The organism is Streptomyces flavalbus (assembly GCF_042674625.1).
Lineage (GTDB): Bacteria > Actinomycetota > Actinomycetes > Streptomycetales > Streptomycetaceae > Streptomyces > Streptomyces flavalbus.
Map to the genome: position 1 here is coordinate 1804711 of NZ_JBHTEB010000001.1, position 26484 is coordinate 1831194.

Genomic DNA, 26484 nt, shown 5'->3' on the forward strand with positions numbered 1-26484 from the left:
TCGTCGAACCAGGGCGTGGACACCCTGAGTGAGGACATATCGCGATGCTCGGCTGCCGCCTGCGGTCCCGCACCGGAGACCCGAACCCGCCCTTCCCTGACCCCACGGTCGGCTGAGCCCCATGCGTGCCGATCGCGTCTTCGCGTACGGCGCCACCGCCGGTCTCCTCGGTGACCTCCTGTTCGGCGATCCCCGCCGCGGCCACCCCGTGGCCGCCTTCGGGCGCGCCGCGACCGCCGTGGAGCGCGTGCTGTGGCGCGACCACCGGGGCTGGGGCACCCTGCACACCGCGGTGTGCGCCGGTGGCGCCGTCACCCTCGGCGCCCTGGCGTCCCGTGCCGTACGGTCCTCCCCCGCCGCCTCCGTCGCGCTGACCGGCGTCGCCGTCTGGGCGGTCGTCGGCGGCACCTCGCTCGGCCGGGAGGCCCGCGCCATCGGGGGCGCCCTGGCGGCCGGGGACGTCGAGGGGGCGCGGGAGCGGCTGCCGCACCTGTGCGGGCGGGACCCGCAGGCGCTGGACGCGGACGGGATCGCGCGGGCGGTGGTGGAGTCGGTCGCCGAGAACACCTCCGACGCGGTCGTGGGCGCCCTGGTGTGGGGCGCCGTCGCCGGGGTGCCGGGGCTGCTCGGCTTCCGGGCCGTCAACACCCTGGACGCCATGGTCGGCCACAAGTCGCCCCGCTACCGCCGCTACGGCTGGGCCGCCGCCCGCCTCGACGACCTCGCCGGGTGGCCGGGGGCGCGGCTGACCGCCGTACTCGCCGCCCTGGCGGGGGACGACACGCGCGGTGCGGTGCGGGCCTGGCGGGCGGACGCCGGGAGGCACCCGAGCCCCAACGCCGGGCCCGTGGAGGCGTCGTTCGCGGGCGCGCTCGGGGTGCGGCTCGGCGGGACGCTGTCGTACGGCGGGCGTATCGAGCACCGTCCGGTGCTCAACGGGGACGCCGGGCGGCCCGTCGCCGTGGCGGACGTGGAGCGGGCGGTACGGCTGTCGCGGCGGGTGGGCGTGCTCGCGCTCGGCGTGTGCGCGGCGGCACGAGTCCTCGTCAACGGCAGGAGGCGTACGGCATGACCGGTGGGGGACTCCTCGTCGCGGGCACCACCTCCGACGCGGGCAAGAGCGTCGTCACCGCCGGGATCTGCCGGTGGCTGGTGCGGCAGGGCGTGAAGGTGGCGCCCTTCAAGGCGCAGAACATGTCGCTGAACTCGTTCGTGACCCGCGAGGGCGCCGAGATCGGGCGGGCGCAGGCCATGCAGGCGCAGGCGTGCCGCGTCGAGCCGACCGCGCTGATGAACCCCGTGCTGCTCAAGCCGGGCGGGGAGCAGTCCAGTCAGGTGGTGCTGCTGGGCAAGCCGGTCGGTGAGCTGAGCGCCCGCGGGTACCACGGCGGGCGGCAGCAGCGGCTGCTCGGGACCGTGCTGGACTGTCTGGCCGAGTTGCGGGGCACGTATGACGCGGTGATCTGTGAGGGGGCGGGCAGTCCCGCCGAGATCAACCTGCGCCGCACCGACATCGTCAACATGGGCATCGCCCGGAACGCCCGGCTGCCCGTGCTGGTCGTCGGGGACATCGACCGCGGCGGCGTCTTCGCCTCCTTCTTCGGGACGGTCGCGCTGCTGTCCCCGGAGGACCAGGAACTGGTCGCCGGGTTCCTCGTCAACAAGTTCCGCGGAGACGTCTCCCTCCTCGAACCCGGCCTCGACATGCTGCACGGCCTCACCGGGCGGCGGACGTACGGCGTGCTGCCGTACCGGCACGGGCTCGGCATCGACGAGGAGGACGGACTCCGCGTGTCCCTGCGCGGGACCGTCCGCGAGTCGAACGTCGCCCCGCCCGTCGGCGCGGACGTGCTGCGCGTCGCCGTCTGCGCGGTCCCGCTGATGTCCAACTTCACCGACGTCGACGCGCTGGCCGCCGAACCCGGCGTCGTCGTGCGGTTCGTGGACCGGCCGGAGGAACTGGCCGACGCGGACCTGGTCGTCGTACCGGGGACCCGTGGGACGGTCCGCGCCCTGGAGTGGCTGCGCGAGCGCGGGCTCGCCGACGCGCTGGTCCGCAGGGCGGCCGAGGGGCGGCCCGTGCTCGGCGTCTGCGGCGGCTTCCAGGTCCTCGGGGAGCGCATCGAGGACGACGTGGAGAGCCGCAGGGGGCTCGTGGACGGGCTCGGCGTGCTGCCCGTGCGGGTGCGGTTCGCGCGGGAGAAGACCCTCACCCGGCCCGTCGGAGAGGCCCTCGGGGAGCGGGTCGAGGGGTACGAGATCCACCACGGGGTCGCCACCGTCGAGGGCGGCGACCCCTTCCTGGACGGCTGCCGGGTCGGCCAGACCTGGGGCACCCACTGGCACGGCTCCCTGGAGTCGGACGGCTTCAGGCGGGCCTTCCTGCGCGAGGTGGCGGACGCCGCGGGCCGCCGCTTCGTGCCCGCCCCCGACACGTCGTTCGCCGCGCTGCGCGAGGAGCAGCTCGACCGGCTCGGCGACCTGATCGAACAGCACGCGGACACGGACGCGCTGTGGCGGCTCATCGAGTCCGGCGCGCCACCAGGACTGCCCTTCATCCCCCCGGGAGCGCCCGCATGAGCACAGTGTTGTTGTTGTCGACCGCCGACACCGATCTGCTGGCGGCCCGCGCCGCCACCGGCGCCGCGTACCGGATCGGCAACCCGGCCCGCGTGGACGTCGCGACCGAGCTGCCCGCGCTGCTCGACGGCGCCGACCTGGCCGTCGTACGGCTGCTGGGCGGCAAGCGCGCCTGGGAGGACGGGCTCGCCGCGCTGAAGGCGTCCGGGGTGCCGACCGTGCTGCTCGGCGGCGAGGCCGTGCCGGACGCCGAGCTGATGGCGGAGTCCTCGGTGCCCGCCGGGGTCGTCGCGGAGGCGCTGCGCTACCTGGTCGAGGGCGGGCCCGCCAACCTCACCGAACTCGCCCGGTTCCTCTCCGACACCGTGCTGCTGACCGGCGAGGGGTTCGAGGAGCCGCGGCGGATGCCGGAGTACGGCGTCCACGGCGCACGCCCGGTCCTGGACGACCGTCCGACCGTCGGCGTGCTCTTCTACCGCGCCCACGAACTCAGCGGCAACACCGCCTTCGTGGACACCCTCTGCGACGCGATCGAGGCGAAGGGCGCCAACGCGCTGCCCGTGTACTGCGGTTCGCTGCGCGACGCCGACGCCGGACTGTACGAGCTGCTGGGGCGGGCGGACGCGCTGGTCACCACCGTCCTCGCGGCGGGCGGCACGCACGCCTCGCAGGCGTCGGCGGGCGGCGACGAGGAGTCCTGGGACGTCGGCGCGCTGGCCGAGCTGGACGTGCCCGTGCTGCAAGGGCTCTGCCTGACCTCGTCCAGGGCCGCGTGGGAGGCGTCGGACGCCGCCCTCTCCCCCATGGACGCGGCGATGCAGGTCGCGATCCCCGAGTTCGACGGGCGGCTCGTCACCGTGCCGTTCTCCTTCAAGGAGCAGGGCCCGGACGACGTCCCCGTGTACGTCGCCGACCCCGAGCGGGCGGCACGGGTCGCCGGGATCGCCGTGCGGCACGCCCGGCTGCGGCACAGGCCCAACGCCGAGAAGCGGATCGCGCTCGTCTTCACCGCCTACCCGACCAGGCACTCCCGCGTCGGCAACGCGGTCGGCCTGGACACCCCCGCCTCCGCGGTCCGGGTCCTGGACGCGCTGCGGGACGCCGGGTACGGCGTCGAGGGCCACCCCGACAACGGCGACGAACTGATCCACCGGCTGATCGAGGCCGGTGGCCACGACGTGGAGTGGCTGACGGAGGACCAGCTCGCCGCCGCGCCCGCGCGGGTGCCGCTCGCGGACTACCGGGCGTGGTTCGAGAAGCTGGACCCGGAGCTGCGGGACGCGATGGTCGAGGCGTGGGGCGAGCCGCCGGGGTCGCTGTACGTCGACGGCGAGGACATCGTCCTGGCGTCGCTGCGGTTCGGGAACGTGGTCGTGATGATCCAGCCGCCGCGCGGCTTCGGCGAGAACCCGATCGCGATCTACCACGACCCCGACATGCCGCCGTCCCACCACTACCTGGCGGCCTACCGCTGGCTGGAGAACAGCTTCGGCGCCGACGCCGTCGTGCACATGGGCAAGCACGGCACGATGGAGTGGCTGCCGGGCAAGGGGCTGGGGCTGAGCGGCGGTTGCGCGCCGGACGCCGTCCTCGGGGACCTTCCGTTGATCTACCCGTTCATCGTCAACGACCCCGGCGAGGGCACCCAGGCCAAGCGGCGCGGGCACGCCACCGTCGTCGACCACCTGGTGCCGCCGATGGCCCGGGCCGACACGTACGGGGACCTGGCGAAGCTGGAGCAACTGCTCGACGAGTACGCGCTGGTGTCCGACCTCGACCCGACGAAGGCCCCGGCCGTGCGGGCGCAGATCTGGACGCTGGTGAAGGCGGCGGAGCTGCACCACGACCTGCACGTGGACGAGCAGCCGGACGACGCCGAGTTCGACGAGTTCGTCATGCACATCGACGGCTATCTGTGCGAGATCAAGGACGTGCAGATCCGGGACGGCCTGCACGTGCTGGGCGGCGGGCCGGTGGGGGAGCCACGGGTGAACCTGGTCCTGGCCGTGCTGCGGGCCTCCCAGGTGTGGGGCGGGCGGGCGAACGCGCTGCCGGGGCTGCGGGCCTGCCTCGCCGAGCACTTCGGGCTGGTGGAGAAGGAGCTGCTGGCCGAGCCCGGGGCGCCGGTGAAGGTGCCGGTGGAGCTGACGGAGCTGGTGGAAGGGCCCGCGCGGTCCGCCGCCGACGCGATCGACCTGCTGGAGCAGTTGTGCAGGCGGTGCGCGGAGGGCATGGAGGCGCGCGGCTGGGAGGCCGCGGCGGTGCCCGCGCTGGTGCGCGAGGTCGTCGGGGTGGAGCTGCCGGAGGCGGTGGCGGTGCTGGAGTTCGCCTGCGTGGAGGTCGTGCCGCGGCTGGCGCGCACGAGCGACGAGATCGGGCACGTCCTGCGGGCGCTGGACGGCGGCTACGTCCCGGCCGGGCCCTCCGGGTCCCCGACGCGCGGTCTGGTCAACGTCCTCCCCACCGGCCGGAACTTCTACTCCGTCGACCCCAAGGCGATCCCGTCCCGGCTGAGCTGGGAGGTCGGGCAGTCGCTGGCCGACTCGCTGGTGCGGCGGTACCTGGAGGACACCGGCACGTACCCGAAGTCCGTCGGCCTGACCGTGTGGGGCACGTCCGCGATGCGCACCCAGGGCGACGACATCGCGGAGATCCTGGCGCTGCTCGGGTGCCGTCCGGTGTGGGACGACGCGTCGCGGCGGGTGACCGGGTTCGAGGTCGTGCCGCTCGCGGAACTGGGCCGACCGCGCGTGGACGTCACGGTGCGCATCTCCGGCTTCTTCCGGGACGCGTTCCCGCACGTCGTCGGGCTGATCGACGACGCGGTACGGGCGGTGGCGGAGCTGGACGAGCCCGCCGAGTCCAACTTCGTCCGGGCGCACGTGGACGAGGACGCCGCCGAGCACGGGGACCGGCGCCGGGCCACCGCCCGCATCTTCGGCTCCAAGCCCGGGGCCTACGGGGCGGGGCTGCTGCCGCTGATCGACGCCCGGAACTGGCGCTCGGACGCGGACCTCGCCGAGGTGTACGCGGTGTGGGGCGGCTACGCCTACGGGCGGGGGCTGGACGGGCGCGCGGCTCGGGGGGACATGGAGACGGCGTTCCGGCGGATCGCGGTGGCGGCGAAGAACGTCGACACACGCGAACACGACCTGGTCGACGCCGACGACTACTTCCAGTACCACGGCGGCATGGTCGCCATGGTGCGGCACCTGACCGGGGCGAACCCCGAGGCGTACGTGGGTGATTCGGCGACTCCGGACCAGGTGAAGACGCGCACGTTGGGCGAGGAGACCCACCGGGTGTTCCGGGCCCGGGTGGTCAACCCGCGCTGGATGGCGGCCATGCGGCGGCACGGCTACAAGGGCGCCTTCGAGATGGCGGCGACCGTGGACTACCTCTTCGGGTACGACGCCACGGCGGGCGTCGTCGACGACTGGATGTACGAGAAGCTCAGCGCGGAGTACGTCTTCGACCCGGAGAACCGGGACTTCATGAAGCAGTCCAACCCGTGGGCGCTGCGCGGCATCACCGAACGGCTGCTGGAGGCGGCCGACCGGGGGCTGTGGGCGGAGCCGGACGCGGACACGCTGGAGCGGCTGCGCGCCACCTATCTAGAGCTGGAAGGCGACCTGGAGGGCGACGACAAGTGACCACCCCGTTTCCGTTCACGGCCGTCGTGGGTCAGGACGACCTGCGGCTGGCCCTGCTGCTCAACGCGGTGTCGCCGCAGGTGGGTGGCGTCCTGGTGCGTGGCGAGAAGGGGACCGCCAAGTCCACCGCCGTGCGCGCGCTGTCGGCGCTGCTGCCCGCGGTCGCGGTCGTCCCCGGGTGCCGGTTCTCCTGTGACCCCGCCGCGGTGGACCCCGCCTGTCCCGACGGGCCGCACGAGCCCGGCGACGGCGCCGAGCGGCCCTCCCGCATGGTCGAGCTGCCCGTCGGGGCCTCCGAGGACCGGCTCGTCGGGGCGCTCGACATCGAGCGGGCGCTGGCGGAGGGCGTGAAGGCGTTCGAGCCCGGGCTGTTGGCGCAGGCCCATCGCGGGATTCTGTACGTCGACGAGGTCAACCTGCTCCACGACCACCTGGTCGACCTGCTGCTCGACGCCGCCGCCATGGGGGCCTCGTACGTCGAGCGTGAGGGGGTGTCCGTGCGGCACGCCGCGCGGTTCCTGCTCGTCGGGACCATGAACCCGGAGGAAGGCGAACTGCGGCCCCAGCTCCTCGACCGGTTCGGGTTGACCGTCGAGGTCGCCGCCTCCCGGGAGCCCGACCAGCGCGTGGAGGTCGTGCGGCGGCGGCTCGCCTACGACGACGATCCGGACGGGTTCGCCGCGCGGTGGGCCGACGAGGAGGCCGCCGTACGGCAGCGGATCGTCGCCGCGCGGGGGTTGTTGCCGTCCGTGCGGCTCGGCGACGGGGCGCTGCGGCAGATCGCGGCGACCTGTGCCGCGTTCGAGGTGGACGGGATGCGGGCCGACATCGTGATGGCGCGGACCGCGACCGCGTTGGCAGCCTGGGCCGGGCGGACGGAGGTGCTGGCGGAGGACGTGCGGCAGGCCGCGCTGCTGGCGTTGCCGCATCGCAGGCGGCGCAATCCCTTTGACACGCCCGGTCTCGACGAGGACAAGCTCGACGAGACGCTGGAGGAGTTCTCCGGGGACTCCCCCGACGACGACCCCGACCCTGATCCCGATCCCGGTCCCGACGGGCCCGGCGGTGGTGGCGGCGAGGGGCCGTCGCCGGACGCCGGGCCGCAGGGCGGTGGTGAGGCCGGTGAGCCGCGGGCGGCGGAGAGCGGTGCGGGCGGCGAGCAGTCTCCCGTGCGGGCCTCCGAGCCGTTCCGGACCAAGGTGCTCAGCGTGCCCGGGATCGGGGAGGGCACCGCCGGGCGGCGTTCGCGGGCGCGGACCGAGCACGGCAGGACGACCGGGGCACGGCGCCCCCGGGGTGCGCTGACCAAGCTGCACCTGGCGGCGACCGTGCGGGCCGCGGCGCCGCACCAGCGGGCGCGTGGGCGGTCGGGGCCGGGGCTCGTGGTGCGCCGGGACGACCTGCGGCAGGCGGTCAGGGAGGGGCGCGAGGGGAATCTCGTGCTGTTCGTGGTCGACGCGTCGGGTTCGATGGCCGCCCGGCAGCGGATGGGTGCCGTCAAGGGTGCCGTGCTGTCGCTGCTGCTCGACGCCTACCAGCGGCGGGACAAGGTGGGGCTGGTGACCTTCCGGGGTTCGGCCGCCGAGGTCGCGCTGCCGCCCACGTCGTCCGTGGACGCCGCCGCCGTACGGCTGGAGTCGCTGCCCACGGGTGGGCGGACGCCGCTCGCGGCCGGGCTGCTCAGGGCGCATGACGTGCTGCGGGTGGAGCGGCTGCGGGACCCCGCGCGGCGGGCGCTGGTCGTGGTGGTGACCGACGGGCGGGCCACCGGTGGGCCCGAGCCCGTGGCGTTGGCCTCCCGCGCCGCGCGGCTGTTCGCGGCCGACGGGGTCGCCTCCGTCGTCGTGGACTGCGAGGCGGGGCCGGTGCGGCTGGGGCTGGCCGGGCGGCTCGCCGGGGAGCTGGGCGGGACCGCCGTGACGCTCGACGAGCTGCGGGCGGACGCGATCGCCGGGTTGGTGAAGGACGTGACGTCGAGGAGGGCCGCGTAGTGCCGCAGGGACAGCCGAGTGTCGTACCGGACGATGGACTGACGACCCGTCAGCGGCGTAACCGGCCGCTGGTCGTCGTGCACACGGGGGTGGGGAAGGGCAAGTCCACCGCCGCCTTCGGGCTGGCGCTGCGCGCCTGGAACCAGGGGTGGCCCATCGGGGTGTTCCAGTTCGTCAAGTCGGCGAAGTGGAAGGTCGGCGAGGAGAACGCGCTGCGGGTGCTGGGGGCGTCCGGGGAGGGCGGGTCCGTCGACTGGCACAAGATGGGTGAGGGGTGGTCCTGGGTTCAGCGGGACTCGCAGATGGACAACGAGGAGAAGGCCCGGGAGGGGTGGGAGCAGGTCAAGCGGGATCTGGCCGCCGAGACGTACAAGTTGTACGTGCTTGACGAGTTCGCCTACCCGATGCACTGGGGGTGGGTCGACACCGACGAGGTGATCTCCGTGCTGCGGGAGCGGCCGGGGACGCAGCACGTCGTCATCACCGGGCGGAACGCTCCCGAGAAGCTCGTCGACTTCGCGGACCTCGTGACCGACATGTCCAAGGTGAAGCACCCCATGGACGTCGGGCAGAAGGGGCAGAGGGGCATCGAGTGGTGATGTCCTCGTCCGTGTCCGTGCCACGGCTGGTCATCGCCGCGCCTTCCTCCGGCAGCGGTAAGACCACCGTCGCCACGGGGCTGATGGCCGCGTTCGCCGCGCGGGGGCTCGCCGTGTCCCCGCACAAGGTCGGGCCGGACTACATCGACCCCGGCTACCACGCGCTCGCCACCGGGCGGGTGGGGCGGAACCTCGACGCGTACCTGTGCGGGCCCGAGCTGGTCGCGCCGCTGTTCGCGCACGGTGCACGCGGGTGTGACATCGCCGTGGTCGAGGGGGTCATGGGGCTGTACGACGGGGCCGCGGGCGAGGGTGAGCTGGCGTCCACCGCTCAGGTCGCGAAGCTGTTGCGGGCGCCGGTGGTGCTGGTCGTGGACGCGTCGGCGCAGGCGCGGTCGGTGGCGGCGCTGGTGCACGGGTTCGTGTCCTGGGACCCGGACGTGCGGGTGGGGGGCGTGATCCTCAACAAGGTCGGGTCGGACCGGCACGAGGCGTTGTTGCGGGAGGCGTTGGAGTCGGTGGGGGTGGCGGTGCTGGGGGTGTTGCGGCGGGCTGCGCCTGTGGCTACGCCGTCTCGGCACCTCGGGTTGGTGCCGGTCGCTGAGCGGCGGGGGGCGGCCGTTGCCGCGGTGGCGGCGATGGGGGCGGTGGTCGCCGACGGGTGCGATCTGGAAGGGCTGGTTGCGCTGGCGCGTAGCGCTGGGGTGCTGGGTTGTGCGGGGTGGGATGCCGGTGCGGCTGTTGCTTCTTCGCCCCCGCCGCCCCTTCCCGTCCCGTCCCTGGGGGCTGTGCCCCCAGACCCCCCTTCGGCCCCGAAGGGGCCTCGTCCTCAAACGCCGGACGGGCTGGAAGTGCCGGACGGGCTGTCCGCGACCGTCGGCCTGTCGTTGCCGTTGCTGGTGGGCCTGCCTTCACCTTCTCCTATGCCGAGCACGGGGAGTTGCTTGCCGCGGCGGGGGCCGATGTCGTCGCCTTCGATCCGTTGCGGGACGAGGAGTTGCCCGAGGGGACCCGGGGGATCGTCATCGGGGGCGGGTTCCCCGAGGTGTACGCCGGGGAGCTGTCGGCCAACGAGGCGTTGCGGAAGGGCGTGCGGGAGCTGGCGTTGGCCGGGGGGCCGGTGGCGGCCGAGTGTGCGGGGCTGCTGTACCTGTGCCGGGAGCTGGACGGGCAGCCGATGTGCGGGGTGCTGGACGCCGGGGCGCGGATGTCGGAGCGGCTCACGCTCGGGTACCGCGACGCCGTCGCCGTCGGTGACAGCGTGCTGGCCGGTGCGGGGACGCGGATGCGCGGCCATGAGTTCCACCGGACCGTCGTCGAGCCGGGCGCGGGGGACGCGCCCGCCTGGGGCGTGCGCGGGGCGCGGCCCCGTGTCGAGGGGTTCGTACAGCGCGGGGTGCACGCGAGCTATCTGCACACGCACTGGGCGTCGGCGCCCGGTGTGGCTCGTCGGTTCGTGGAGAGGTGCCGGACGTCATGAGCAGCGGTGAGTACAGGCTGGTCGGGGTCGGGGTGGGGCCCGGTGACCCGGAGCTGGTGACGGTCAAGGGGGTCAACGCGCTGCGGGCGGCGGACGTCGTCGTCGTACCGGTGATGGACACCGGCGAGCGGGGGCGGGCCGAGGCGACCGTGTTGCACTACGTGCCAGGCGAGAAGGTCGTCCGGGTGGTGTTCGCGCTGAACGAGCGGACGGACCGGGCGCGGCGGGAGGCGGCGTGGGACGCGGCCGGTGAGCGGGTGGCGGGGCTGCTGCGGGAGCACGGGCACGTCGCGTTCGCGACGATCGGCGATCCGAACGTGTACTCCACCTTCACCTATCTGGCGCAGACCGTCGCGGGCGCGGTGCCGGGGCTGGTCGTGGAGACCGTGCCGGGGATCACCGCCATGCAGGATCTCGCCGCGCGGTCGGGCGCCGTGCTCACCGAGGGGACCGAGCCGCTGACGCTGGTGCCGGTGACCGCCGGGTCGGGGGTGCTGAAGGACGCCCTCCAGGGGCCGGGGACCGTCGTCGCGTACAAGTTCGGGCGGCAGGCCGCCGAGGTCGTGGCGGCGCTGCGGGACAGCGGGCGGCTCGACGGTGCCGTGTGGGGGTCGGCGCTGGGGCTGCCGGAGGAGTCGGTCCGGCCCGCCGCCGAGCTGGACGGGGCCGTACTGCCGTACCTGTCGACGCTGATCGCGCCCGCGCGGCGGGACGGCGGGCGGGGCGGGAAGCTGTGACCCGCCGCGTCTCACTCCCCCACGCCCACGACCAGCCAGATGAACAGCACCCCGGCGACCGTGCACAGCAGGGTCGGGCGGGCGGGGTGGCGGTGGTGGGCCTCGGGGAGGATCTCCGCCGCCGCCAGGTAGAGCAGCGCGCCGCCGAACAGGCCGAGGTAGCAGCCGAGCAGGCGTTCCGGGATGGTGAACAGGAGCGTGGAGGCGGCGCCCGCGACGGGGGCCACCGCGTCCGCGGCCAGCATGGTCAGGGCGCGGCGGCGGGCGTTCCCGTACAGGCTGGTGATCGTGTACGTGTTGAAGCCGTCGGCGAAGTCGTGGGCGATGACGGCGAGCGCGACCGCGGTTCCCATGCCGCCGCCGACCTGGAAGGCGGCGCCGATGGCGATGCCGTCCATGGCGCTGTGGCCGACCATCGCGGCGGCGGCCGTGAGGCCGACCTCGGGGATGCGGCCGTCGCGCTCCTCGGCGCCGTGCGCGGCCTGACGGGCGGCGAGCAGGCGTTCCACGAGGTGGGCCAGGAGGAACCCGGCGACGAAGAGGAGCAGCGCGGCGGGGACGCCGTACACCTCGTCGCCCGCCGCGTCCAGCGCCTCCGGCAGCAGGTCGAGGCCGACGACGCCCAGCATCAGGCCGCCCGCGAGGCCCAGCACCAGGTGGCGGCGGTCCGTCACGCGCTGTGCCGTCCAGCCGCCCGCCAGCGTCATCAGGAACGCGCCGAGCGCGACGAAGACCGCCATCCCCCTTTGGTAGCGGATCGCGGCGTGTGTGCGCACGTCCGGCCGTAGCAACCGCAGTACACCCACCACAGAGACGTTTCTCAGGAGAGGACTCCGACTCATGGCCGATGCCTCCACCGGCAAGGTGACCTTCGTCGGTGCCGGGCCCGGCGCCGCCGATCTGCTGACGTTCCGGGCCGCGCGGGCGATCGCCGAGGCCGACGTGGTGATCTGGGCGGCGAGCCTGGTGCAGGCGGAGGTCCTTGAGCACGCCCGGGAGGGCGCGGAGATCCTGGACTCGGCGGCCATGTCGCTGGAGGACGTGGTCGCCGTGTACGAGCGGGCGTGCGCGCAGGGGCTGCGGGTGGCGCGCATCCACTCCGGTGACCCGGCGCTGTGGGGCGGTACGCAGGAGCAGTTGGACCGGTGCGCGGAGATCGGGATCGCGACCGAGGTGGTGCCGGGGGTGTCCGCGTTCTCCGCGGTCGCGGCGCTCGCGCGGCGGGAGCTGACGATCCCGGAGGTGGCGCAGTCGGTGGTGCTGACCCGGCTGGGCGGCGGGAAGACGCCGATGCCGCCGGGTGAGGAGGTGCGGGAGTTCGCCCGGCACGGCACCACCATGGCGGTGTTCCTGTCGGCGGCGCGCAGCGGGCAGTTGGTGCGGGAGCTGCTGGAGGGCGGCTATCCGACGTCCACTCCGGTGGTCGTCGCCTACCAGGCGACCTGGCCGGAGGAGCTGGTGGTGCGGTGCACGATCGGGACGCTGGAGGAGACGGTCAAGGAGCACAAGCTCTGGAAGCACACCCTGTTCCTGGTCGGCCCGGCGCTCGACGCGCACGGCACCCGTTCGCACCTGTACCACCCCGGCCACTTCCACGGGTACCGCAAGGCCGACCCGGAGGCCCGCAGGGAGCTGCGCGCGGCGCGGGGGCCGCGGACGTGATCACGGTCGTCGGTACGGGCACGGGGGCGCCGCCGCCCTCGGCCGAGCTGGTGGCGGGGGCCGACCTCGTCGTCGGCGGGCAGCGCCACCTGGACGCCGTAGGGCTGCCCGAGGGGGTCGAGCGGATCGTGCTCGGGCCGCTCGCGCCCGCGCTGGACGCCATCGGGGAGTACGTCGCCAAGGAGCGGCCGGTGCTGGTGCTGGCCTCCGGGGACCCGGGGTTCTTCGGGATCGTGCGGGCGCTGGCCGAGCGGTTCGGGGCGGAGCGGCTGGACGTGCGGGCCGGGGTGTCGTCGGTGGCCGCCGCGTTCGCGCGGGTCGGGCTGCCGTGGGAGGACGCGGTGGTGGTCAGCGCGCACGGGCGGGAGCCGCGGACGGCGGTGCACGTGTGCCGGGCGCGGCCGAAGGTGGCGGTGCTGACCGGTCCCGGTGCCGGTCCGGCCGAGCTGGGCGCGGCGCTGCTGCACCACGACCGGGTGCTGGTCGTCGCCTCGGCGCTGGGCGATCCGGCGCGGGAGCGGGTGGAGCGGGTGACGCCCGCCGAGGCCGCGGCCCGGGACTGGGGGTCGGTGGTGAGCGTGGTGCTGTGCCTGGACCCGGCGCGGGTGCTCGGGCCGGTGCGGACGGTCGCGGGGCCGGGTCCGGGGCCCGCCGGGTGGGCGCTGGGCGAGGACGCCTTCGCGCACCGGGACTCGATGATCACCAAGTTCGAGGTGCGGGCACTGGCGCTGGCCCGGCTCGGGCCGCGGCTCGGCGACCACGTGTGGGACGTCGGCGCGGGGTCGGGTTCGGTGGCCGTGGAGTGCGCGCGGTTCGGTGCCGCCGTCACCGCCGTGGAGAAGACGCCGGACGGGGTGGGGCGGGTCCGCGCCAACGCCGCCGCGCACGGGGTCGCCGTACGGGTGGTGCACGGGGCGGCGCCGACGGTGCTGTCCGACCTGGACGACCCGGACGCCGTGTTCGTCGGCGGTGGGGGGCGTGAGCTGCCCGCGATCGTGACGGCGTGCGCGCGGCGCGCCCGGCGCACGGTGGTGGTGGCGGTGGCGGCGCTGGACCGGGTGCCCGCGGTGCGGGCGGCCCTGACCGGCGCCGGTCTGGAGTGTGACGGGGTGCTGTTGCAGTCGTCCCGGCTGGCGCCGCTGCCGGGCGAGGTGACCCGGCTCGCGGCGGCCAATCCCGTTTTCCTGCTGTGGGGCGAGCGTCCCCGCACCGGTACTGAAGAAGGAGTTGACCAGTGATCGGCCTCATTTCCGCCACCGCGGCGGGGGCGGCGGCCCGGGACCGGCTGGCCGCGGCCTGGCCGGACCGGACGCGGGTGTACGACGGTCCGGTGCCCGGTGCCGTGCGGGCCGCGTTCGCGGAGTGCGAGCAACTGGTGTGCTTCCTGGCGACGGGCGCGGTGGTACGGCTCCTCGCCCCGCTGCTGGCCGACAAGCGGACCGATCCCGGGGTGGTGTGCGTCGACGAGGGCGGGCGGTACGCCGTGTCGCTGGTCGGCGGGCACGACGGCGGCGCCAACGACCTCGCCCGCGAGGTGGGCGCGGTGCTCGGTGCCGAGCCGGTGGTGACGACGGCGACCGACGCGGTCGGGCTGCCCGGTCTGGACACCCTCGGCTTCCCGGTGGAGGGCGACCTGGCCCGGGTGACGCGGGCGCTGCTGGACGGTGAGCCGGTCGCGCTGGACGCGGAGGTGCCGTGGCCGCTGCCCGCGCTGCCGCTGACGGAGCCGGGCCGGGCGGCGTACACCGTGCGCGTCACCGACCGGGCCGTGGCGCCCGGCGAGCGGGAGGTGCTGCTGCGGCCGCCGTCCCTCGTGGTCGGCGTCGGCGCCTCCAGGGGCGCCCCGGTGGACGAGGTGCTGGGGCTGGTCGAGGGCGCGCTGTCGGACGCGGGGCTGTCGGCGCGGAGCGTCGCGGAGCTGGCGACCGTGCACGCGAAGGCGAAGGAGCCCGGCATCGTCGGCGCGGCGGAGCGTCTTGGGGTGCCCGTGGTCACCTACTCCGCCGAGGAGCTGTCCCAGGTGGAGGTGCCCAACCCGTCGGACGCCCCGCTCGCGGCCGTCGGCACCCCGTCGGTGGCGGAGGCGGCGGCGCTGGTGCGCGGCGGTGAACTCCTCGTGCCGAAGCGGAAGTCGGCGGCGCGGCCCGCGATGGCGACCTGCGCGGTGGTACGGCGGCCGGGGCGCGGTCGGCTCGCGGTGGTCGGCCTCGGGCCCGGCGCCCGCGACCTGCTGACCCCGCGCGCGCTGGCCGAGCTGCGGCGGGCGTCGGTGCTGGTGGGGCTCGACCAGTACGTCGACCAGATCCGCGACCTGCTGCGACCGGGCACGCGGGTGCTGGAGTCCGGGCTCGGCGCCGAGGAGGAGCGGGCCCGCACCGCCGTCGCGGAGGCGCGGCGCGGGCACGCGGTGGCGCTGATCGGCAGCGGCGACGCGGGCGTGTACGCGATGGCGTCCCCGGCGCTCGCGGAGGCGTCCGACGACATCGACGTGGTCGGGGTGCCCGGGGTGACGGCGGCGCTGGCGGCGTCGGCGGTCCTCGGCGCGCCGCTGGGCCACGACCACGTCTCCATCAGCCTGTCCGACCTGCACACGCCGTGGGAGGTCATCGAGCGGCGGGTGCGGGCTGCGGCGGAGGCGGACATCGTGGTCACCTTCTACAACCCGCGCTCGCGGGGCCGGGACTGGCAGTTGCCGAAGGCGCTCGGCATCCTCGCCGAGCACCGGGAGCCGGGCACCCCGGTCGGCGTCGTGCGGAACGCGTCCCGCACGGACGAGTCCAGCCGGGTGACCACGCTCGCGGAACTCGACCCGGCGACGGTCGACATGATGACGGTGGTCACGGTCGGCAACACCGCGACCCGGCGGATAGCGGGCCGCATGGTGACCCCGCGCGGCTACCGCTGGCAGGAGGAGCCCAAGTGAGCCGTGTCGTCCACCCCATCGAGCAGGAGTCCTTCCGGCGGCTGCGCGCCCGCCTGGACACCTCCGGCCTCCCGCCGCTGACCCGGGCGGTGGTGGAGCGGGTCATCCACTCCGCCGCCGACCTGGAGTACGCCGACGACCTGGTCATGGCGGAGGCGGACCTGGTCCCGGCGCACGCCGCGCTGCACGCCGGTGCGCCCGTCGTCGTGGACGTGGAGATGGTGGCGGCCGGGATCACCCGCCGCGAGACCGTCTGCCGGTTGAAGGACGCCGTCGCCGGTCCCGGCCTGACCCGCTCCGCGCACGCCGTCCGGCTCGCCTACGAGCAGGTCGGGCCCGGCGCGCTGTGGGTGATCGGCTGCGCGCCGACCGCCCTGGAGGAGCTGCTCACCCTGGACGCCTCCCCCGCGCTCGTCATCGGTCTGCCCGTCGGTTTCGTCGGGGCGGCCGAGTCCAAGGCCGCGTTGCGCGACAGCGGGCTGCCCGCCGTCAGCAACGTGTCCGAGAAGGGCGGTTCGGCGGTCGCCGCCGCCGCGCTCAACGCCCTGCTGTACCACCCGACTTCCGCTGAGGAGAACCCGTGACCACCCCGCCGCCGCCCGCCCTGCTCATCGCCGGTCACGGCACCCGGGACGACGCCGGAGCCGAGGCGTTCCGCGCCTTCGTGCGCGAGCTGGGCCGCCGCCGCCCCGAACTGCCCGTCGCGGGCGGCTTCATCGAGCTGTCCCCGCCGCCGCTGGGCGACGCGGTGACCGAACTGGTGGAGCGCGGTGTACGGCGCTTCGCCGCCGTCCCGCTGATGCTGGTGTCCGCCGGGCACGCCAAGGGCGACATCCCGGCCGCGCTGGCCCGCGAGAAGGAACGGCACCCGGGGATCACGTACTCCTACGGCCGCCCGCTGGGCCCGCACCCCGCGCTGCTGTCGGTGCTGGAACGGCGCCTGGACGAGGCCCTCGGCGGCGGGCGCACCCCGGACGACCGGGCCGACGTGACGGTGCTGCTGGTGGGGCGCGGGTCGACCGACCCGGACGCCAACGCCGAGGTGCACAAGGCGGCACGGCTGCTGTGGGAGGGGCGCGGGTACGCCGGGGTGGAGACGGCGTTCGTGTCGCTGGCCGCGCCGGACGTGCCGGGCGGCCTCGACCGGTGCGCGAAGCTGGGCGCGCGGCGGATCGTCGTCCTCCCCTACTTCCTCTTCACCGGCATCCTCCCGGACCGCGTCCGTGAGCAGACCGAGGGCTGGGCGGCGGCGCACCCGGAGGTGGAGGTGCGGTCGGCGGACGTCATCGGCCCCGAGCCGGAACTCCTCGACCTGGTGATGGAGCGGTACCGGGAGGCGGTCGGCGGCAACCTGCGGATGAACTGCGACTCGTGCGTGTACCGGATCGCGCTGCCGGGCTTCGAGGACAAGGTCGGCGCGCCGCAGCAGCCGCACTTCCACCCCGACGACGACGGGCACGGCCACGGTGACGGCCACCACCATCACCACGGAGGACACAGCCACTCCCATGCACACCACTGACGGGCACGACCTGCGTCACCACGGGGACGCGGAGGTACGCGACGACGGTTCGGCCCTGGTCGACCTGGCGGTGAACGTCCGCGCGGACACCCCGCCGGGCTGGCTGCGCGAGCACATCGCCGCGTCGCTCACCGGCCTCGCCGCCTACCCGGACGGGCGGGCCGCGCGGGCGGCGGTGGCGGCGCGGCACGGGCTGCCCGCGGAGCGGGTACTGCTGACGGCGGGCGCGGCGGAGGCGTTCGTGCTGCTGGCGCGCGGGCTGAAGGTGCGGCGCCCGGTGGTGGTGCACCCCCAGTTCACCGAGCCCGAGGCGGCGCTGCGGGACGCCGGGCACAGTGTGGACCGGGTGCTGCTGCGGGCGTCGGACGGCTTCCGTCTGGACCCGGCGGCGGTGCCGGAGGACGCGGACCTGGTGGTCGTGGGCAACCCGACGAACCCGACGTCGGTGCTGCACCCGGCTCGGGAGGTCGCCGCGCTGGCCCGGCCGGGGCGGTTCCTCGTCGTCGACGAGGCGTTCATGGACGCCGTGCCGGGCGAGCGGGAGGCGCTGGCCGGGCGGACCGACGTGCCCGGTCTGATCGTGCTGCGCAGCCTGACCAAGACGTGGGGGCTGGCCGGGCTGCGCATCGGCTACGTCCTCGCCGCGCCGGACACGATCGCCGACCTGGCACGCGCCCAGCCGCTCTGGCCGGTGTCCACCCCGGCGCTGGCCGCCGCCGAGGCCTGCGTGGGCCCCCGCGCCCTGGCGGAGGCGGCCCACGCGGCCCACCGGATCGCCGCGGACCGGGCCCACCTGGTCGCCGGTCTTGCGGAGCTGGCCCCGGCCGGGGTGACGGTGGTGGGGCCAGCGGAGGGCCCGTTCGTCCTCGTCCGGGTGCCGGGCGCGCCCGCCGTCCGGCGCCGTCTGCGCGACCTGGGGTACGCGGTCCGCCGCGGCGACACGTTCCCCGGCCTGGACGGCGAGTGGCTACGGCTGGCGGTACGCGACCGGGGGACGACGGACGCGTTCCTGACGGCCTTGCGGCGGGCAACGCCTCAGGCATAGCTGCGGGCAGTCGTGCCGCTGGGGCGATGGGGGTCCCCCCTGCTCGAGCGAAGCCGAGAGCTTGGGGGAGGGTGGGCGCAGCGGCACCCCGCTAGCGCCGGGCCGCGCGACCCACCCCCCGACGCCGAGTCAAGCTCAGCGCTCCCCCACCAACCACCAGCAACGCCACAGCCCCGCCCGCCACATACGGCGTCACGGAACTCCCACCAGTCTCAGCGAGCCCGGTCTCCGCAGGCACCCCCTGCGGCCTGACGTCCGCGGCGGGCGGCGCGGACGGCTCCGTGGTGGTGCGGACGGGCGCGGGCGGCGCCTCGCAGGTGGCCTCCGCCAGCGTGAGGGACCCGGTCACCTCGGCCACGTTCAGCTCCAGCGGGTTCACCTCGACGGCGAGTTCCAGCGCGGTCGCCGTCGCCGTACGCGTCGTGGTCTCCCGCTTCGACAGGTCGAGGCGGACCTCACCGACGCCGGGGACGGCCACCCTCGTCGTACCGCCCGCGGTCAGGGTGACCCGCTTCCCGAGCACCGTCACCGCCCCCAGCACGTTGGCCTCGGCGACCGGCGCCTTCCCTGCCACGCAGGTCGCCGTGGAGGTGATCCCCTCGACCTCGATCAGGGACAGCAGCGGCAACCCGGGGACGTGGAGCGAGGCCCGCGCCAGATGGGTGGACGCCTCGGCCTTCGACGCCGTCACCGTCGCCTTGGCCTGCGCCACCTCCGCCCCCAGGACCGTGAAGGGGCGTCCCCCGTCCACGCCGTCCAGCCGCGCCGTCAGCGCGGTCTTCTCCGCGCTCTGAGGCGCCTCGACCTCGTTCAGGGAGACCGTGAGCGGCACCCGCACGGTCTTGTTGAGCAGCGCCACGTCGAGCCCGGTGCGCAGCACCGCCGCGCTGGCGTGGCCCTCGTCGCCGGTGGCGTGCGCGGGGTGCGCGCCGGATAACGCGACCGGTCCGGCGGCCAGGGCGGTGGCCACCGCGGCGGTGGTGAGACGGCGTGCGGGCAGGCGGAAGGACGTGCTGTTCACGATGGTGGGACCTCTCAACAGGCACGGAGCCACGCGGAACGGGCATGGAGCCGTGCGGACTTGCTCGGGACCCGCCAAGAATTACCCACGGAGAGTGAACGGTCAGCCATCCAGCGTCACTTCACCCCATCGTGGGTATCCCGCACAGACGGCCGAATCGTCATCCTCCCTCGACGACCCGCCCGTTCAGCACCACCCACCGCGGCGCCCCCAGCACCCGCACGTCGGCCCGCGGATCCGCGTCGTACACCACGAGGTCCGCCGGGGCCCCCTCGTCCAGGCCGGGACGGCCGAGCCAGCGCCGGGCGGCCCAGGACGCCGCCGAGAGCGCCTCGACGGGCGGGATGCCCGCGGTGACCAGTTCCCCAACCTCACCGGCCACCAGCCCGTGCGCCAGCGCGCCCCCGGCGTCCGTGCCGACGTACACCGGCACCCCGGCGTCGTAGGCGGCGCGGACGGTGTCGTAGCGGGCGTCGTACAGCCGCCGCATATGGGCCGCCCAGCGCGGGTAGCGGGACTCCCCGCCGTCCGCGAGGCCGGGGAACGTGGCGATGTTGACCAGGGTGGGGACGATCGCCACGCCCCGGGAGGCGAACAGCGGGATCAGGTCCTCCGTCAGGCCCGTCGCGTGTTCGACGCAGTCGATGCCCGCCTCCACCAGGTCCGGCAGGGAGTCCGTCGCGAAGCAGTGCGCGGTGACCCGGGCGCCCAGCCGGTGCGCCTCGGCGATCGCCGCCTCCACGGCCCCGCGCGGCCAGCACGCCGCCAGGTCACCCAGGTCGCGGTCGATCCAGTCGCCCACGAGCTTGACCCAGCCGTCGCCGCGCCGGGCCTCCTGGGCGACGTACGCCACCAGGTCCTCGGGCTCGATCTCATGGGCGTAGTTGCGGATGTAGCGGCGGGTGCGGGCGATGTGCCGACCGGCGCGGATGATCTTCGGCAGGTCGTCGCGGTCGTCGATCCAGCGGGTGTCGGAGGGCGAGCCCGCGTCGCGGATCAGCAGGGTCCCGGCCTCGCGGTCGGTCAGCGCCTGCTTCTCCGCGACGTCCCGGGGCACCGCGCCGTGCGCGTCCAGGCCCACGTGGCAGTGGGCGTCGACCAGGCCGGGCAGCGCCCAGCCGGACACCGTGCGGACGTCGCGGGCGCCGACGGGGCGGTCGTAGGAGATCCGCCCGTCGATCACCCACAGGTCGTCGCGGATCTCCTCGGGACCGACGAGCACCCGTCCCGTGACGTGCAGTACCTCACCACCACTCATGCACCGCACGATAGTCAGGCGCTAGGAGGTCCTGCCCACCTGGTCCGACGTCTCCTCCTCCACCTCGGCCATCGCCGGGTCGAGGAGGCGGGAGAGGAAGTGGCGGGTGCGTTCGTGGCGGGGGGAGCCGATGACCTGTGCGGGGTCGCCGTCCTCGACGACCACGCCGCCGTCCATGAAGACGACCCGGTCCGCCACCTCGCGGGCGAAGGTCATCTCGTGGGTGACGACCATCATCGTCATGCCCTCGGTCGCCAGCATCCGCATCACCGCGAGGACGTCACCGACCAGCTCGGGGTCGAGCGCCGAGGTCGGCTCGTCGAAGAGCATCACCTCGGGGCCCATGGCGAGCGAGCGGGCGATCGCGACGCGCTGCTGCTGGCCGCCGGAGAGGGAGGCGGGGTACGCGGACGCCTTCTCCGCGAGGCCCACCCGCTCCAGGTTCTCCGCGGCCACCTTCGCCGCCGTCGCCTTGTCCCGGCGCAGCACCCGGCGCTGCGGCAGCGTCAGGTTCTCGGTGACCGTGAGGTGCGGGAAGAGGTTGAACTGCTGGAAGACCATGCCGATGCGGCGGCGTACGGCGTCGATGTCGACGTCCGGGTCGGTCAGTTCGGTGCCGCCGACGAAGACCTGGCCCTTGGTCGGCTCCTCCAGCAGGTTCACGCAGCGCAGCAGCGTGGACTTGCCGGAGCCGGACGGGCCGATGACGCAGACCACCTCGCCGCGCTGGATCTCCAGGTCGATGCCCTTGAGGACCTCGTTGTCGCCGAACGCCTTGTGCAGGCCACGGACCTCGATCTCGGGACGGGTCATCGCACGGCCTCCTGTGCCTTGGCCTCCATGCGGCGCACGACGAAGCCGAGCGGGATGGTGATCAGCAGGTAGCACAGGCCCGCCACCAGGATGGGGGTGGAGTTGGCGGTCTGGCTGGCGAGGTCGCGGCCGAACTTCGACAGTTCCCGCTCCTCCAGGGTGACACCGAGGAACAGCACCAGCGAGGAGTCCTTGAAGAGCAGGACGAGTTCGTTGGTCAGCGGCGGCAGGATGATCCGGAACGCCTGCGGGATGATGATCGAGACCATCGCGCGGGCGGGCGAGAAGCCCAGCGAGCGGGCCGCCTCCAGTTGTCCCTTGGGCACCGCCTGGATCCCGGCGCGGATCGTCTCCGCCATGTAGGCGGCGGCGACCAGGCCGAGCGCGAGCGCGACCTTGCCGTAGGTGCCGCCGGGGATCTCGGTGCCGGGGAAGGCCAGCGGCACGGCCACGCCGATGAAGATGAAGATCAGCAGGGCGGGCAGCCCGCGGAAGATCTCGATGTAGACGCCCGCGAGCCAGCGGTAGGGGCCCACGGACGACAGCCGCATCAGGGCGATGACCATGCCGAGGGCCAGTCCGACGGCGAAGCCGGTGACCGTGTAGAGCACGGTGTTCTTCAGCGCCAGCGTGATGACCTCGGGGAACATCTGCTCCGCGATGGCCTTCTGGGCGAACTGGTTGCGCAGCCGGTCCCAGTCCGCCGCCACCGCGAACGCGATCACGGCGGCGACGAACACGGCGTACTGGGCCCCCCGGGACAGGCTGCACTTCTGCCGCCGGGTGAGGCCCTTCTTCTTCGGCTGTACTACGGGTGTGTCGGTATCGGCCATGGGGTCAGGATGCGGCCGGGGAGGCGGCGGCGTCCTCGTCGTACGGGCCGATCCACTGCTCGTACAGCTTCTTGTACGTACCGTCGGACTTCGCCTGGGCGAGCGCCTTGTTGATGGCCTCGCGGAGCTTGTCGTTGCCCTTCTTCACCGTGAAGCCGTACTGCTCACCGGTGTTGACCTGCTCGGCCACCGTGAAGGCGTCGGCGTTGGCCTTGTCCTTGAGCCAGCCCTGGACGACCGGGTAGTCGATGACGACGGCGTCGACCTGGCCGGTGCGCAGGCCGTTGAGGACGGCGTCGGAGGACTCGAAGGAGACCGGGTCCAGGCCCTGGCTCTTGGCGTAGTCCTCGCCGGTGGTCTGCGCCTGGGCGCCGACCTTCTTGCCCTTGAGGTCCGCGAAGGAGCCGACGCCGCTGTCCTTGTCGGCCAGCACGGCCTGGGTAGCCTCGAAGTACGGGTCGGAGAAGTCGACGTTCTTCTTGCGCTCGTCGGTGATGGTCATACCGGCGGCGGCCAGGTCGCACTGCCCGGCGTTGAGGGAGCCACCCGTCTTGAAGTTCTCGAAGGGCTGGTCGACGATCTTCTGCTGCACGCCCAGGTCGTCGGCGACCAGGTCGATCAGCGAGACGTCGAAGCCCTGCACCTTGCCGTCGATCTCCGACTGGAAGGGCGGGTAGGGCAGGTGGGTGCAGGTCGTGAGCTGGCCGCCCTTGACCAGTTCGACGCCGCCCGCGGCGGTCTTGCCGCCGCTGCCGCCGTCGTCGTCCGAGGAGCAACCGGCCACGAGGACCAGCCCGGCCGTCGCGGTGGTGGCGGCCAGTACGCGGGCCCGGCGCCCTAGGAGCGTGATCACGGGGGACCTCCTGTGCAGAAACTGTGACTTCCGATTATAAGGAGATGTTGGGGTTCCTCAAATTAAACCCTTGGCTACGAGGCCGCCCGGCCTAAGAAGTCTCCGGTGATGGGGGGTTGGAGGCGCTGGCCTAAGCTCGGCACCATTCGTCCTGTTCCGCCGCACGCCGAAGAGAGCACCGCCGTGACCCATCCCTTCCTGGAGCTGGCGCCGCTGAGCGCCGAGCGCTTCGCCTCGATCGAGGACCGGGTGGCCCGGTTGCTCGGTACCGCGCAGGACGTCGTGATCATGCAGGGTGAGGCGCTGCTGCCGCTGGAGGGCGCGATCCGCGCCACGGCCGGTCCCGGCACCACCGCGCTGAACGTGATCACCGGCCCCTACGGGCAGACCTTCGGTGACTGGCTGCGGGACTGCGGGGCGACGGTGATCGACCTGGCGGTCCCCTTCCACACCGCCGTCACGGCCGAGCAGATCCGGGACGCCTTCGCCGCGCACCCGGAGATCGACTTCGTCTCGCTGGTGCACGCGGAGGCGGCGACCGGCAACACCAACCCGGTCGCGGAGATCGGCCCGGTGGTACGGGAGCGGGGTGCCCTGTTCTACCTGGACGCGGTCGCCTCGGTCGGGGCGGAGCCGGTGCTGCCGGACGCCTGGGGCGTGGACCTGTGCGTGATCGGGGCGCAGAAGGCGATGGGCGGTCCGGCCGGGGTGTCGGCGGTGTCGGTGAGCGAGCGGGCGTGGGCCCGGATGGCGGCGAACCCGAGGGCGCCGCGGCGGTCGTACCTGTCGCTGCTGGACTGGAAGGAGCGCTGGCTCGACGGGGGGCGCCGGGCGCTGCCGCACGCGCCCGCGCAGTTGGAGATGCTCGGGCTTGAGGCGTGTGTGGCGCGGATCGAGGCGGAGGGCCTGGACGCGGTGATGGCCCGGCACGCGCGGGCCGCCGCGGCGACCCGGGCGGGGGCGCGGGCGCTGGGCGGCGGCCTGGAGCCGTACGTGGTGGCGGACGCCCAGGCGGCGCCGGTCGCGACGACGCTGCGGGTGCCGTCCGGCACGGTGGCGGCGGAGCTGGTGGCGCGGGCGCTGGCGGTCGACCCGGCGCTGCCGCTGGCCGCGGGGGGCGGCGCGCTGGCCAAGGAGATGGTCCGGGTCAACCACTACGGCGCCGACGCCACGCCGGGCGCGGTGCGCGGCTGTCTGGTGGCGCTGGGCGCGGCGCTGGCGGAGGAGGGCCTTCAGGTGGACCCGGGGGCGGCGCTGCGGGCGGCCGGGGAGAGCTGGCGCGGATGACGGTTTCCTAAATTCCTGGCCTTCACCGGATTCCACAATCCCCAATTCCATAATTCTACGGAGCGCAGCTTCCCGTTTTCTTCTGCCCGCTTTTCCGCAGCCTAAACACTAAGGTTTCACCAAGGCCAAGCGACATAATTCGGGCGCGTCTCGCAAGGGTTACGTGTTTGTGACTCGTCACACAAGCGCGCCCGATTTGCGCCGTATTTACGGGTGAAATCATCCCAGGTCGGACAGTGCCGGGGTGATCACTCGCGCCCGCGCGATAACACATCGGACCACGGGACCCAAGGGTCTGCGGCCATGCAATTTCATTTTTCTCTCGGTAAATTCAATTCGCATGACCGCCGCACACGCAGACCTGTACATCGACCGTCCGGGGGTGACGGACGGGGCCGCTCTCTGGCGGCTGGCCAAGGAATCCGGAACCCTCGACCTGAACTCTTCCTACGCCTATCTGCTGTGGTGCCGTGACTTCTCCGGCACCTCGGTGGTGGCCCGCGGGGACGACGGGGAGCCGGTCGGCTTCGTCACCGGGTACCTGCGCCCCGACCGCCCGGGGACGCTGCTGGTGTGGCAGGTCGCCGTGGACGCCGCGTACCGCGGCCGGGGGCTGGCGGCCCGGCTCCTTGACGCGCTGACCACCCAGGTCGCCGCCGAGCGCGGTCTGGACGCCGTGGAGACCACCATCACGCCCGGCAACACCGCCTCCGAGCGGCTGTTCACCTCGTACGCCGCCCGGCACGGCGCCCGGGTCGAGCGCGAGGTGCTGTTCGCCACCGACCACTTCCCGGACGGCCCGCACGACCCGGAAGTCCTCTACCGCATCGCCCCGCTGACCGACCTGTCGAACCGCTGACCGATCAGTCGAACTCCGTCCGAGAACCCGCACCGACTCATCACAGGCCCACTGTCGCACCGAGGAGCGATTCGCCGTGACCATCACCCAGCCCGACCTGAGCGTCTTCGAGACCCTGGAGTCCGAGGTGCGCAGCTACTGCCGCGGCTGGCCCGCCGTCTTCGACCGCGCCCAGGGCAGCCGCATGTACGACGAGGACGGCCACGAGTACCTCGACTTCTTCGCCGGAGCCGGGTCGCTGAACTACGGCCACAACAACGCCGTCCTCAAACGCGCCCTGATCGACTACCTGGAGCGCGACGGCGTCACCCACGGCCTCGACATGTCGACGACCGCCAAGCGCCGGTTCCTGGAGACCTTCCAGAACCTGGTGCTGCGCCCCCGTGACCTGCCCTACAAGGTCATGTTCCCGGGCCCGACCGGCACCAACGCCGTGGAGTCCGCGCTGAAGCTGGCGCGGAAGGTGAAGGGGCGCGAGGCGATCGTGTCGTTCACCAACGCCTTCCACGGGATGTCGCTCGGCTCCCTCGCCGTGACCGGCAACGCCTTCAAGCGGGCCGGGGCGGGCATCCCGCTGGTGCACGGCACGCCGATGCCGTTCGACAACTACTTCGACGGCCGGGTCCCGGACTTCCTGTGGTTCGAGCGGCTCCTGGAGGACCAGGGCTCCGGCCTCAACAAGCCCGCCGCGGTGATCGTGGAGACCGTGCAGGGCGAGGGCGGCATCAACGTCGCCCGCCCGGAGTGGCTGCGCGCGCTGGCCGAGCTGTGCGAGCGGCAGGACATGCTGCTGATCGTCGACGACATCCAGATGGGCTGCGGCCGGACCGGCGCCTTCTTCTCCTTCGAGGAGGCCGGGATCACGCCCGACATCGTCACCGTCTCCAAGTCCATCAGCGGCTACGGCCTGCCGATGTCGCTCTGCCTGTTCAAGCCGGAGCTGGACATCTGGGAGCCGGGCGAGCACAACGGCACCTTCCGCGGCAACAACCCGGCGTTCGTCACCGCGACGGCGGCGCTGGAGGCGTACTGGACCGACGGCTCCGCCATGGAGAAGCAGACCCGCGCCCGCGGTGAGCAGGTCGAACAGGCCATGATCGCCATCACCGAGGAGAACCTCGCCGACGTCAAGGAGTACCGCGGCCGGGGCCTGGTGTGGGGCATGGAGTTCCACGACAAGGAGCGCGCGGGCCGCGTCGCGCAGCGCGCCTTCGAGCTGGGGCTGCTGGTGGAGACCTCCGGTCCGGAGAGCGAGGTCGTCAAGCTGCTGCCCGCCCTGACCATCACCCCCGACGAGCTGGACGAGGGCCTGCGCACGCTGGCCCGCGCCGTGCGGGAGACCGCACCGGCCACCGTCTGAACGACCGA

General features: G+C 73.8%; 21 protein-coding genes and 1 pseudogene. 16 read left to right on the forward strand and 6 right to left on the reverse strand.

Going from position 1 to position 26484, the window contains the following annotated elements; all coding sequences use genetic code 11:
* The first annotated feature begins 121 nt into the window (after positions 1-121).
* The 7 genes and pseudogenes from ACFQZ6_RS07930 to cobI all read left to right on the forward strand — a co-directional run bounded on the left by ACFQZ6_RS07930 (position 122) and on the right by cobI (position 11040).
* Positions 122-1072, forward strand: a complete 951-nt coding sequence (locus ACFQZ6_RS07930) for a cobalamin biosynthesis protein (protein ID WP_381606036.1) — start codon at positions 122-124, stop codon at positions 1070-1072.
* Complete coding sequence (locus ACFQZ6_RS07935) at positions 1069-2580, forward strand: cobyric acid synthase (protein ID WP_381606038.1); 1512 nt, start codon at positions 1069-1071, stop codon at positions 2578-2580. Before ACFQZ6_RS07930 ends, ACFQZ6_RS07935 begins: the two co-directional genes overlap by 4 nt.
* Positions 2577-6233, forward strand: a complete 3657-nt coding sequence (gene cobN / locus ACFQZ6_RS07940) for a cobaltochelatase subunit CobN (RefSeq protein WP_381606040.1) — start codon at positions 2577-2579, stop codon at positions 6231-6233. The genes ACFQZ6_RS07935 and cobN overlap by 4 nt, the downstream gene beginning before the upstream one ends.
* Positions 6230-8224: a putative cobaltochelatase gene (locus tag ACFQZ6_RS07945; protein ID WP_381606042.1), complete on the forward strand. Its 1995-nt coding sequence runs from the start codon at positions 6230-6232 to the stop codon at positions 8222-8224. The genes cobN and ACFQZ6_RS07945 overlap by 4 nt, the downstream gene beginning before the upstream one ends.
* On the forward strand, positions 8224-8823 hold the full coding sequence (gene cobO, locus ACFQZ6_RS07950) for a cob(I)yrinic acid a,c-diamide adenosyltransferase (protein ID WP_381606044.1): 600 nt from the start codon (positions 8224-8226) through the stop codon (positions 8821-8823). Before ACFQZ6_RS07945 ends, cobO begins: the two co-directional genes overlap by 1 nt.
* Positions 8823-10303 (forward strand): annotated as a pseudogene (locus ACFQZ6_RS07955) (cobyrinate a,c-diamide synthase). The gene cobO and the pseudogene ACFQZ6_RS07955 overlap by 1 nt, the downstream one beginning before the upstream one ends.
* Positions 10288-11040, forward strand: coding sequence for a precorrin-2 C(20)-methyltransferase (gene cobI / locus ACFQZ6_RS07960; RefSeq protein WP_381606047.1), 753 nt, complete (start codon positions 10288-10290; stop codon positions 11038-11040). Before ACFQZ6_RS07955 ends, cobI begins: the two are co-directional and overlap by 16 nt.
* A gap of 11 nt (positions 11041-11051) precedes the next feature.
* Here cobI and ACFQZ6_RS07965 read toward each other — a convergent pair whose 3' ends face one another.
* On the reverse strand, positions 11052-11780 hold the full coding sequence (locus ACFQZ6_RS07965; protein WP_381606049.1) for a ZIP family metal transporter: 729 nt from the start codon (positions 11778-11780) through the stop codon (positions 11052-11054).
* A gap of 100 nt (positions 11781-11880) precedes the next feature.
* Between ACFQZ6_RS07965 and cobM the strand changes: the two genes are divergently transcribed.
* The 6 genes from cobM to cobC are packed head-to-tail and all read left to right on the forward strand — an operon-like array spanning position 11881 to position 18192.
* Positions 11881-12702 carry a precorrin-4 C(11)-methyltransferase gene (gene cobM, locus ACFQZ6_RS07970; protein WP_381606051.1) on the forward strand — a complete coding sequence of 274 codons (822 nt, stop codon included), beginning with the start codon at positions 11881-11883 and terminating at the stop codon, positions 12700-12702.
* Positions 12699-13940: a precorrin-6y C5,15-methyltransferase (decarboxylating) subunit CbiE gene (gene cbiE / locus ACFQZ6_RS07975; protein WP_381606053.1), complete on the forward strand. Its 1242-nt coding sequence runs from the start codon at positions 12699-12701 to the stop codon at positions 13938-13940. Before cobM ends, cbiE begins: the two co-directional genes overlap by 4 nt.
* On the forward strand, positions 13937-15625 hold the full coding sequence (gene cobJ, locus ACFQZ6_RS07980) for a precorrin-3B C(17)-methyltransferase (protein ID WP_381606055.1): 1689 nt from the start codon (positions 13937-13939) through the stop codon (positions 15623-15625). Before cbiE ends, cobJ begins: the two co-directional genes overlap by 4 nt.
* A complete protein-coding gene (locus ACFQZ6_RS07985; RefSeq protein ID WP_381606057.1) occupies positions 15622-16209 on the forward strand; it encodes a precorrin-8X methylmutase in 588 nt (195 codons plus the stop codon). The genes cobJ and ACFQZ6_RS07985 overlap by 4 nt, the downstream gene beginning before the upstream one ends.
* The gene (locus tag ACFQZ6_RS07990; protein WP_381606059.1) at positions 16206-17147 is read left to right on the forward strand and encodes a sirohydrochlorin chelatase; all 942 of its coding nucleotides are present in this window, start codon (positions 16206-16208) and stop codon (positions 17145-17147) included. The genes ACFQZ6_RS07985 and ACFQZ6_RS07990 overlap by 4 nt, the downstream gene beginning before the upstream one ends.
* Positions 17134-18192, forward strand: a complete 1059-nt coding sequence (gene cobC / locus ACFQZ6_RS07995) for an Rv2231c family pyridoxal phosphate-dependent protein CobC (RefSeq protein WP_381606061.1) — start codon at positions 17134-17136, stop codon at positions 18190-18192. The genes ACFQZ6_RS07990 and cobC overlap by 14 nt, the downstream gene beginning before the upstream one ends.
* 91 nt (positions 18193-18283) lie before the next feature.
* Here cobC and ACFQZ6_RS08000 read toward each other — a convergent pair whose 3' ends face one another.
* From ACFQZ6_RS08000 to ACFQZ6_RS08020, 5 genes are all read right to left on the reverse strand, one after another.
* Complete coding sequence (locus ACFQZ6_RS08000) at positions 18284-19213, reverse strand: SCO1860 family LAETG-anchored protein (protein WP_381606064.1); 930 nt, start codon at positions 19211-19213, stop codon at positions 18284-18286.
* Positions 19214-19373: 160 nt separating this feature from the next.
* The gene (locus ACFQZ6_RS08005) at positions 19374-20471 is read right to left on the reverse strand and encodes an amidohydrolase family protein (RefSeq protein ID WP_381606066.1); all 1098 of its coding nucleotides are present in this window, start codon (positions 20469-20471) and stop codon (positions 19374-19376) included.
* A gap of 21 nt (positions 20472-20492) precedes the next feature.
* Positions 20493-21284, reverse strand: coding sequence for an amino acid ABC transporter ATP-binding protein (locus tag ACFQZ6_RS08010; RefSeq protein WP_381606069.1), 792 nt, complete (start codon positions 21282-21284; stop codon positions 20493-20495).
* Positions 21281-22117, reverse strand: coding sequence for an amino acid ABC transporter permease (locus tag ACFQZ6_RS08015; protein WP_381606071.1), 837 nt, complete (start codon positions 22115-22117; stop codon positions 21281-21283). Before ACFQZ6_RS08015 ends, ACFQZ6_RS08010 begins: the two co-directional genes overlap by 4 nt.
* Before the next feature lie 4 nt (positions 22118-22121).
* Positions 22122-22970 (reverse strand): transporter substrate-binding domain-containing protein, encoded by an 849-nt coding sequence (locus ACFQZ6_RS08020; protein WP_381606074.1) that lies wholly within the window; start codon positions 22968-22970, stop codon positions 22122-22124.
* A 183-nt stretch (positions 22971-23153) separates the two neighbouring features.
* On the opposite strand from ACFQZ6_RS08020, the gene ACFQZ6_RS08025 reads away from it, so the two are divergent.
* The 3 genes from ACFQZ6_RS08025 (at position 23154) to ectB (ending at position 26476) form a co-directional block, all read left to right on the forward strand.
* The gene (locus tag ACFQZ6_RS08025) at positions 23154-24257 is read left to right on the forward strand and encodes a pyridoxal-phosphate-dependent aminotransferase family protein (protein ID WP_381606076.1); all 1104 of its coding nucleotides are present in this window, start codon (positions 23154-23156) and stop codon (positions 24255-24257) included.
* Between the two features lie 340 nt (positions 24258-24597).
* On the forward strand, positions 24598-25116 hold the full coding sequence (gene ectA, locus ACFQZ6_RS08030) for a diaminobutyrate acetyltransferase (RefSeq protein ID WP_381606078.1): 519 nt from the start codon (positions 24598-24600) through the stop codon (positions 25114-25116).
* A 76-nt stretch (positions 25117-25192) separates the two neighbouring features.
* A complete protein-coding gene (ectB, locus tag ACFQZ6_RS08035; RefSeq protein WP_381606080.1) occupies positions 25193-26476 on the forward strand; it encodes a diaminobutyrate--2-oxoglutarate transaminase in 1284 nt (427 codons plus the stop codon).
* Positions 26477-26484: the final 8 nt, after the last annotated feature.